Source organism: Armatimonas sp. (assembly GCF_043760365.1).
Taxonomy (GTDB): Bacteria; Armatimonadota; Armatimonadia; order Armatimonadales; family Armatimonadaceae; genus Armatimonas.
This window is the reverse complement of the sequence record NZ_JAYUPA010000894.1, coordinates 1-8508: the sequence shown is the minus strand read 5'-3', so window position 1 is coordinate 8508 and position 8508 is coordinate 1. Positions and strand designations below refer to the sequence as shown.

The window sequence follows — 8508 nt, the reverse complement described above, 5'->3', positions numbered from 1 at the left end:
TGCAGAGGGACACTGCCCAGAATCCCCCTGAACCTTTTTTCCTGGATCTGGATGGCTCCCCACTCCCTCTATTTGGATCGAGCGACCCCCATTTCCTGAGGGCGGGCTTCCTACGCTCGCCTATCGGCCTGCGGAGCCTCTCGGTTACGCCTCGCATAGATCTGCCGGTAGCACTGATTCTGAAGCTACGGGCACTCTTTGGCGTAGATCCCCGCGCTGAGGCAATTGCCTATCTCCTGACCCATCAGGTTGTCGGCGCACGGGAGCTGGCTCGGGCTACAGCCTGTGCCTCTGCAACGGCCCACGCCCTTCTGAAAGCGCTTCATACAGGCCAGTTTCTCGTTGGATCAGGTCGCCAGGGTTACGCTCTGGAGCGATCCCGCTGGCAGGCGTTCCTGTTGGGTGGGCTGGATCGTCCCGTGCCAGAGTGGATTGCCTGGAGTGTGGTTCTGCCCACGCTTGTCAGTGCGCTAGAGACGATAGCCGATGGGAGCTTAGGAAGCTCCTACTTGCGCTCCTCACGGTGGCTGCGTCTCGATGCCTCTCTCTGTCATGCCTTGAAAGGTTCGGGTCTATCCAACCCCTTCGCAATCCCGACAGGGATTGATGAAGTCGGGCACGCACTTCCCGAGCGCCTGCACCGCCTTTCGATGGTCTTGGCAGGTGGTATCCTGTCATAACCCTCTCACAGAAAGAACCGTGGTCTCTAGCCGATAATACAACCAAATCCATGCTAATCTTACACGCGAGCGAAGAACAAGGCTCCCTTCTGATCTGGGGCGAGCAATCCGAGGCGAGAGCGAAAGCGCCCCTATCTCCCTACGATCCCGGCGCAAAGCGACTCGCAGAGGTGCTACGTCTCTACACATCTGCATCACTGGCAAGACATGCCTGGAAAGCGAATGCGTTCTTGCCGACGGTGAAGGGACAGCCCTTGCCCAGTAGCCCCCTGCTGAGCGAGACACCCGAGGGTGTACCGACACTGATGCCCTGGCAAGTGACTGCGCTTCCCCTGGATGAAGCCGAGTTGGTTGGAGTGCTCACGGCCTGCCAGGAAAAAGAAGTGCTGGAGCCGGGTGTTCGCCTCGGAGCCTCGCTAGCGTACTGGGCCACCGTTTTTCGCTTCGCCACTGCGCTCACCGTGCACCAGCAACTCATTACCGGTGTAATGGAGGAAGAAGGCGAGTGGTTTGCTCAGTGGCGACCCGTCTTCACGGGGGAGGATGCACGCCGCTTTGCGGCGCTTGCAAAAGCCATGCCCGGTGCATGCCGCGCTCTCACCCAGGGGAACGAGTCACCCCAGAAACCCGCAAGTCAGGTGCTGGAGCGAGTGCTCACCCGGCTCTGCGACACACTGGTTCGCCCCAGCACAAGCCCCAAAAAGCCACGGGAGTTCGCCAGCCTGCACCACCAGTGGCTCCATGCCCTGCAAGCAAGCAACAGTCAGCTCACAGGGGAGGCGAAAGCCCTGACGGAGTTTGCCGCAACCGTGCGCTCCTGGCAGCGCCCGCTGTTTCTCTCACTGGCCTCACCGTTTCGCCTGTGCCTACGTTTGGAAGAGCCTCCCCACGATGCCCCGGAGACCACTCCCTGGCAGGTGCACTATCTCCTTCAGTCCGCCGCCGACCCGAGCCTGTTTGTTCCCGCCGAAGCCGCCTGGAGCGGAAAAGCCGCACTGTCATCCCTTCTCAGCGTGCCGGGGTTCCGCCCCAAGGAGTTTCTCCTCACGGCTCTCGGCGAGGCATCGCGCGTCTGTCCTGAAGTCGGCCAGAGCCTCAAGACACCGGCGACCACAGGCTTTGCGCTTTCCCTCTCTGGAGTACATGGCTTTTTGACCGAGCGAGCCGCGCTTTTAGAGCAGACTGGCTTTGTGGTGCAGCTTCCCGGCTGGTGGACAGGACGGCAGCGCCCCAGGCTTACCAGCCGGGTTACGGCGAAGAATCCCAAGATGCAGGGGAGCAAGAGTGGCCTCACCCTAGAGAGCCTTGTCGCGTTCGACTACGAGCTCACGCTGGCGGGAGAGTCTCTTACGCTGAAAGAGCTGGAGCGCCTCGCCAAAGCCAAGCAGCCTCTGGTGCGGGTGCGGGGCCAGTGGGTGCAGCTCGACCAGGCGGAGCTGCAAAAAGCCCTCGCGTTCTGGAAGAGGCAAGACGGCAAGGAACTCTCTCTGAAAGACTTGATTCGCCTGAGCCTGGGCGTGAGCGAGCTTCCCATAGAGGTGGAGAGCGTGAGTGGTGAAGGAGAAGTGGGCACACTGCTGGCACGGCTCACCGGCGAGCAAGCGCTAGAGCCGCGCCCCACTCCCGAAGGCTTTACCGGAGTCCTGCGCCCGTACCAAGAGCGCGGCTATGCCTGGCTACGCTTTCTCACCGATCTGGGGCTGGGAGCCTGCCTGGCTGATGACATGGGCCTGGGAAAGAGCGCACAGACCATCGCGCTACTTCTCGACTCGCCCAAACCCAATCTTATCGTCTGCCCGACATCCGTGGTGGGAAACTGGCAGCGTGAGATCGCACGCTTTGCCCCCTCGCTCTCGGTTCTGGCGCACCATGGCCCGGAGCGAGCACACGGCAAAGCGCTGGAGAAGGCGCTGGGCGAGTGCGATATTCTGCTCACCAGCTACGCTTTATTGCACCGAGACAGCGACGAGTTGGCAAGCTATGTCTTTACCGGCGTGGTACTAGATGAGGCGCAGAATATCAAGAACCCGGAGACGCGCCAGAGCAAGGCGGCAAGAGCGCTCCAGTCCCAGTGGCGTGTGGCTCTCTCGGGAACGCCTGTCGAGAACCATGTTGGTGATCTATGGGCACTCTTTGAGTTTCTCAACCCCGGCTTACTCGGCTCCGAGCGTGCCTTCAAGAGAGACTTCTATCTCCCCATCCAGCAGGAGCGCGACGAAAGCGCGGCAACCCGCCTCAAGCAGCGCACCGGGCCGCTGATCCTTCGGCGCATGAAGACCGACAAAAGCATTATCTCAGACCTGCCCGACAAGATCGAGCAAGACGCGTTCTGCCCTTTGACAGCAGAGCAGGCCAGCCTCTATGAAGCCGTGCTGCGCGATATGACCGAGCGCCTGGAAGATGCCGAGGGAATTGGGCGCCGTGGGCTGATTCTTTCGACCCTGATGAAGCTCAAGCAGCTCTGCAACCACCCGGCGCAGTTTCTCGCAGATGGCTCCCCGCTGGCAGGGCGCTCTGGAAAGCTGGAGCGCCTGACAGAGCTTGGCGAGGCGCTCTTGGCCTCCGGGGAGAAAGCCCTGATCTTCACCCAGTTCGCCGAGATGGGGATGCTCTTGCAGAAGCACCTGCGGGAGACGTTCGGTCGAGAAGTCTTACTGCTTCATGGCGGCGTGCAAAAGAAAGAGCGCGATAAATTCGTGGAGCGCTTCCAGGCTGAGGAGCGCATCCCGTTTTTCGTGCTCTCTCTCAAGGCGGGTGGCGTTGGGCTAAACCTGACGGCGGCCTCGCAAGTTATCCACTTTGACCGCTGGTGGAACCCTGCCGTGGAAGACCAGGCAACAGATCGAGCATTTCGTATCGGACAAAAACGCAATGTTATTGTGCATAAGTTCGTCTGTCAGGGGACGTTAGAGGAGCGTATCGCGGCCTTGATTGCCAGCAAGCGAGACGTGGCGGGCAGCGTTATCGGCAGTGGCGAGCAGTGGCTCACCGCGCTCTCGACGGGCGAGATCAAGAGTCTTTTTGCACTCTCCCGCGAGCGTGCCGTGCAAGAAGAAAAAGAAGAAAGGTAAGGAGAAGTAACCATGTCTTGGGGATACTACAAGCCAACACGCCGCAAAGAAGCAAAGGGTGGCATTCAGGCACGCTCGAAACGAGGCGCGTTTGGCGAGACCTGGTGGGGCCGTCGCTGGATGGAGACTCTGGAGTCGTTTGGGATGGAGTCGCGGCTGGCGCGGGGACGCTCCTACGCTCGCAGTGGGCAGGTTCTCACCCTAGACTGCACTTCGGGAGCCGTTGCTGCCACCGTCCAGGGCTCCCAGTCGCGCCCCTACAACATCACCATCTCCCTGAAAGACTTCACCGGCCCCGAGTGGGAGCGCGTTATCGAGCGTCTGAGAGCGGAGCCCTCTCTCATCGCGCGCTTGCTGGGAGGGGAGCTGCCTGAGGAGATCGAAGAGGTCTTTCAAGCCGCTAAGCTCTCGCTTTTTCCTGCCCGGCAGCGCGAGATTCAGGCGGAGTGCTCCTGCCCGGATTGGGGCGATCCCTGCAAGCACACCGCAGCGGTCTTCTGCCTGCTAGCGGAGGAACTAGACCGTGATCCCTTTCTGATCTTCGCCCTGCGCGGAAAGGGCCGTGAAGAGCTCCTTACCACCCTGACAGGGGGTGTCGTTACCCAGGCGGACGAAGCTCCATTCGAAGCACCCGAGCCACTCCCCACTGAAATGCTGACTTTCTGGGAAGGGAGAGTCGCCGCGCTCCCCAGCACCGGAGGACTCCATCACCCGCCTCTCTCCGCTCCACTGCTCCACCGCCTTGGCCCTTTCCCTTTCTGGCGTGGGGAACTGCCACTTGCCGAAGCTCTTACCCTTGGGCTTAATACCGCAACGGAGCGTCTCTCTCTTCAGAGAGAAGAAACTACCTGAAAAATGCGAGAGTGCCCCGGCTTTAACCGTAGGGAGGTGTCACTAGCGTAGGAGCCGAAGACGGCGGTTGGCAAGTTCAAGATCATAGTGGGCAGGATTGAAATCTTCTCCTGCCCACTCCAGCCAGCCCTGTAGCTCCTCCGCTTCGTCCTCATCTATACGGGTGGGATCGGCGAGTATTTTTAAAATCTCCTGGTAGCGCCACATGCCGCCACAGTCCTCAGGCGGGCAGGCGTGCTCGCCCTCCAGGCAAGTGGGGACAGCTCCTGCTTCAGAAGCCACAAGCTGCTTCTCGACGAAAACTTCATGAACCCAGTGGTCGCCAAAGTCGTAGACATACTCAAACGTGGACTCCATCGGCGGCAGAGCACGTAGTAAAGTCACGCCCCTGTCGTCTTGAAAGCCCAGCTCCTTCTCTGGGTCATCACCGCCTGGATCGCTCCATGAAGCTGGCACAGAGTGTAGCCTGAGGGAACAAGCAGTCGTCGCCAGATCGGAGGATCGGACTCCACAAGTGCTACTTTAAGCTGGTAGACGACGCGGGATTCCTGCTCCACCATCACGGGATCCAGTAAAAAGCGTGCGACAGCGTGAGGCGTTTCCCACTCCAGCGGCCCCAGAATCCCATCGCCCAAGTGCTGTGCGATCCCCTCCAAGGTGTTATCCTCGGCGTAGTAATCAATAGACTGTACGAATTGGTTCATCGTCGCCAGCACAGAGCGCGACTGTGTTGGACCAAAAGCCAAAGGCTCCATTGTGGCAAGCTCAGCCTCAATCACCTCAGAGGCGAGCGCGAGCGCGGTGAGTGGCGCGGGCTTTCGCTGTTTCACCGACACAGTGACCTTTCAGGCGTATGTGCGTCGCGACGTTCTAGGAGAGGAAACGCTATGATCTACACCACCCGTTTTTCCGATGCCCTTGTCCTTGCACATGAGCTACATCGCTTTCAGAAGCGCAAAGAGACAGAGATTCCGTATATCTCCCACCTGCTCCTTGTCACAGGAATTGCGATAGAATACGGAGCCGATGAAGAGGAGGCTATTGCTGCCCTCCTGCATGATGCTCTCGAAGATTCAGACGCCACTGTGGAGGGCCTGACTGCCCAGTTTGGAGCTACCGTTGCCCAAACAGTAGCAGGCTGTACAGATGATGTGCCTGGAGTAGATCGAAGTAGTGTGGCGGGCTGGCAGCAACGTAAGGAAGCCTATCTAGCCCACCTGACAGAGGAGCACCTAACCGCCTCCATTCTGTTGGTTTCCTGTGCGGATAAGCTTGCTAATGCACACAGCATTCTGGCCGACATCCACCAGAGCGGCGACGCGGTCTTCTCGCGATTCAAGGCGGGCAAACCGGGGACACTTTGGTACTACCGTGCTCTCTCAAATTGCTTTATAACACTATCAGCCAGCTCACTAACTGTGGGCCGACCTGGGCTGGTATCCCTTATAGCGGAGTACGAGAGGGCAGTTACAGAGCTGGAGCATGCGGCTGGCTGAGGCCCCCTAATCTTCGAACCAGGCAGTGTCCTCACCGATTTTCTTCGCTTGGTCTTTGCCGATTAGCAGCTTGCCCAGCTTCACAAAGTGGAGGCGCATCTTCTCTTTATCCCAGAGGTCGGTGGCCACAATGCGCAGCACAGTGTAGCCTCGGCTATCGAGTTCCTCACGAATATTTCGATCTTTCTCTTGAGTTGCTTTGTTTCCGTGAATGTGCTTGCTGAGGCCATCCAGATAGAGACAGGTTCCCATTCCTCCATCGTCATCGGGGTAGAAGCAGTCGGGTGACGTTGAGCCCAGCGGGTGGCCCAATAAAATCTGCTTGTGCCAATCGGCCTCAGGAAAGCCTGCGTTCTCTAGGAGTAGGCGCAGGCGGGCTTCGGCAGCGTTTACGGGGAGTTCAGTGCCCGTGGGCACAAGTGTTGGGGTCTTCGGTGGGATTGTATGGCTCAGTGTGAGAGTGCTTCCCCACTGCTCCAGCTTCTCGCAGACCAGCTTCCGGTTGAGGTGCTTGTGGAAGTAGGCATTGCGGAAGGTCTGGAAGCAGTCAATGCAGGAGCGCTCACAGCCACCAGGGCAACTACCCGCGACGGTACTTGCTGCGAGGATGACTTCGGCGAATCGTGTGGTGAGCTGCTCTAACAATCCTGAGCCACCAGGCATGGGGTCGAAGAGGAGCGCGGTGGCTTGGTCGCTACCGGGCTGCCCTATCACCAGAATATCGAGGTCTTCCCGATCCATCTCTAGCACCAGGGACGCACCAATACGAAGGGCTTCCGCAAGCGAGTAGGCTTCTTCACGGGTGGCACACTCGGGCAGTGAGAGGGTATCTGCGACCAAATCTGCGTAGAATCCGACATGCTCTATGGGGCGACCACAGCGGGTCTCGTGATCGGTTTTGAAGTGGTCTTGCTCGGTAGTTGAGGAGAAAGGGGAGCGGCTCTGGCCACAGACTTGACAGACGGGGTAGCCCAGCGCGCCGTTCGCTACGAGCGATGAAGGACCGACATTGACCAGGCGCAGGTGGACACCGCGCCTAAGGTGGAGGGTGCGCTCACCCCACTGGTAGGCATTGCCCCCTTCGTGCCGGTTGCGCTCGTGGCCGTAGACATCCACCCCGAGCTGGAAGCGGAAATCTTCATCGTCCCCGATATGCGAGACGTGCGCTAGATCCACATCGCAGATGGGAAGGGCGGGGAACAGGGTGGTGGTGAGCGTGGCCGCGCCGTCTTGCGTGAGCGTGCCCACTTCCTGAACTGTCTGGTTAATGGGGTCTACCTGAAAACCGAGGGAGGCATCTTGATCTTGGGCTTCCAGGTGAAAGTAGCGTGGGACGAAGCGGTGCCCGTTGGCATAGATGAGATTCCCTGGAACATACTCACGCAGTGCCATCGCGTTTGGCCGGGGGAGCTCGAAGTCGCTCTCGCCGGGGGAAGACTGTGCGAGTAAGGCCGTGCCAAGAATGCTCCCTATTTCTAAACCATAGCCTGGCAGAAAGCCCTCGGCTGCCAATGCTGCAAAAGTGTTGGTATCGTCGTAGCCTTGCGCTTGATTGCGTGCTTGCCGCGCTTCGCCCTTGAGCCGCTTAACCAAGCGATCACAGCGCCGATAGAGCGCGTCTTCGTCGGGCTTCAGGGTTCCTTGTGCGGCTCGCTGGCTGTCCAAGCGCCGCATCTGCCCTAGGCACCAGTGCAGGCGCTTGTGGAGTGTGCCGATGACCCGTTGGAGCTCGCCGCTCGTACCATCGAGGCAGGCGGCGAGCCGCTCGGCAGTGACCGTGTCGGCATCCTCAGCAGGCCAGCCCTGCTCGAAGGTACGGGTGATGTAGTTCAGTAAGTCCGCCCGGTGGGTCTGGAGAAGTGTACCGAACGCAGCGACATCGTAGGGCTTCTCACGCACACGCCCACTGTCCTCGAAGAGGTAGAGGCGTACCTGCTTGGGAATGGCCGTGGCGATGACTTCCGCCATCTCGGCGCGCTCATTAGGCGTCAGAGTGGTGTCTTTGAGGAGCTGGTTGAGGCGCGTGAAAATGGTCGCATGGACATGCTTGGCGACCATGAGCTCGTTGCGGAGGTTGAAGCGCGGCGGCTCGACACGGCCCTCTAGCATCTTCAGAGGCTCGGTAAAGTACGCAAGATCGTGACTTGTGGTGCGAGCGTAGGTGAGGTTGACCGCCATGCGGTGCCGCCGCCCTGCTCGCCCTGCTCGCTGCCAGTAGTTAGCGGGGAGCGGAGGCACATTCCGCATGAGAACGGTGTCCAGAGCACCGATATCCACGCCCAGCTCTAGGGTTGGGGTGCAGACCAAGGTGTTGATCGCCTCGCCCGTTTCCGCCTTGAACTGACTCTCGATCTTCTCGCGCTCTGCATGAGGAACCTGGGCAGAGTGCTCTTTAGGGCGTAGCATGCG

4 protein-coding genes and 2 pseudogenes are annotated in these 8508 nt (G+C 59.7%); 4 read left to right on the top strand and 2 right to left on the bottom strand.

The window, feature by feature from the left end; translation table 11 throughout:
* The 3 genes and pseudogenes from ACH2EH_RS22265 to ACH2EH_RS22255 all read left to right on the top strand — a co-directional run.
* Positions 1-680: pseudogene (locus ACH2EH_RS22265) on the top strand (hypothetical protein); the annotation flags it as partial.
* 50 nt (positions 681-730) lie between these two features.
* Complete coding sequence (locus ACH2EH_RS22260) at positions 731-3751, top strand: DEAD/DEAH box helicase (protein ID WP_395145193.1); 3021 nt, start codon at positions 731-733, stop codon at positions 3749-3751.
* Positions 3752-3763: 12 nt separating this feature from the next.
* Positions 3764-4603 (top strand): SWIM zinc finger family protein, encoded by an 840-nt coding sequence (locus ACH2EH_RS22255; protein WP_395145191.1) that lies wholly within the window; start codon positions 3764-3766, stop codon positions 4601-4603.
* A 42-nt stretch (positions 4604-4645) separates the two neighbouring features.
* Here ACH2EH_RS22255 and ACH2EH_RS22250 read toward each other — a convergent pair.
* Positions 4646-5433 (bottom strand): annotated as a pseudogene (locus tag ACH2EH_RS22250) (plasmid pRiA4b ORF-3 family protein).
* Between the two features lie 57 nt (positions 5434-5490).
* Between ACH2EH_RS22250 and ACH2EH_RS22245 the strand changes: the two are divergent.
* The gene (locus tag ACH2EH_RS22245; protein WP_395145189.1) at positions 5491-6099 is read left to right on the top strand and encodes an HD domain-containing protein; all 609 of its coding nucleotides are present in this window, start codon (positions 5491-5493) and stop codon (positions 6097-6099) included.
* A 6-nt stretch (positions 6100-6105) separates the two neighbouring features.
* Here the strand turns inward: ACH2EH_RS22245 and ACH2EH_RS22240 are convergent.
* A partial coding sequence (locus tag ACH2EH_RS22240) for a helicase-related protein (protein ID WP_395145187.1) occupies positions 6106-8508 on the bottom strand: 2403 nt, incomplete at its 5' end.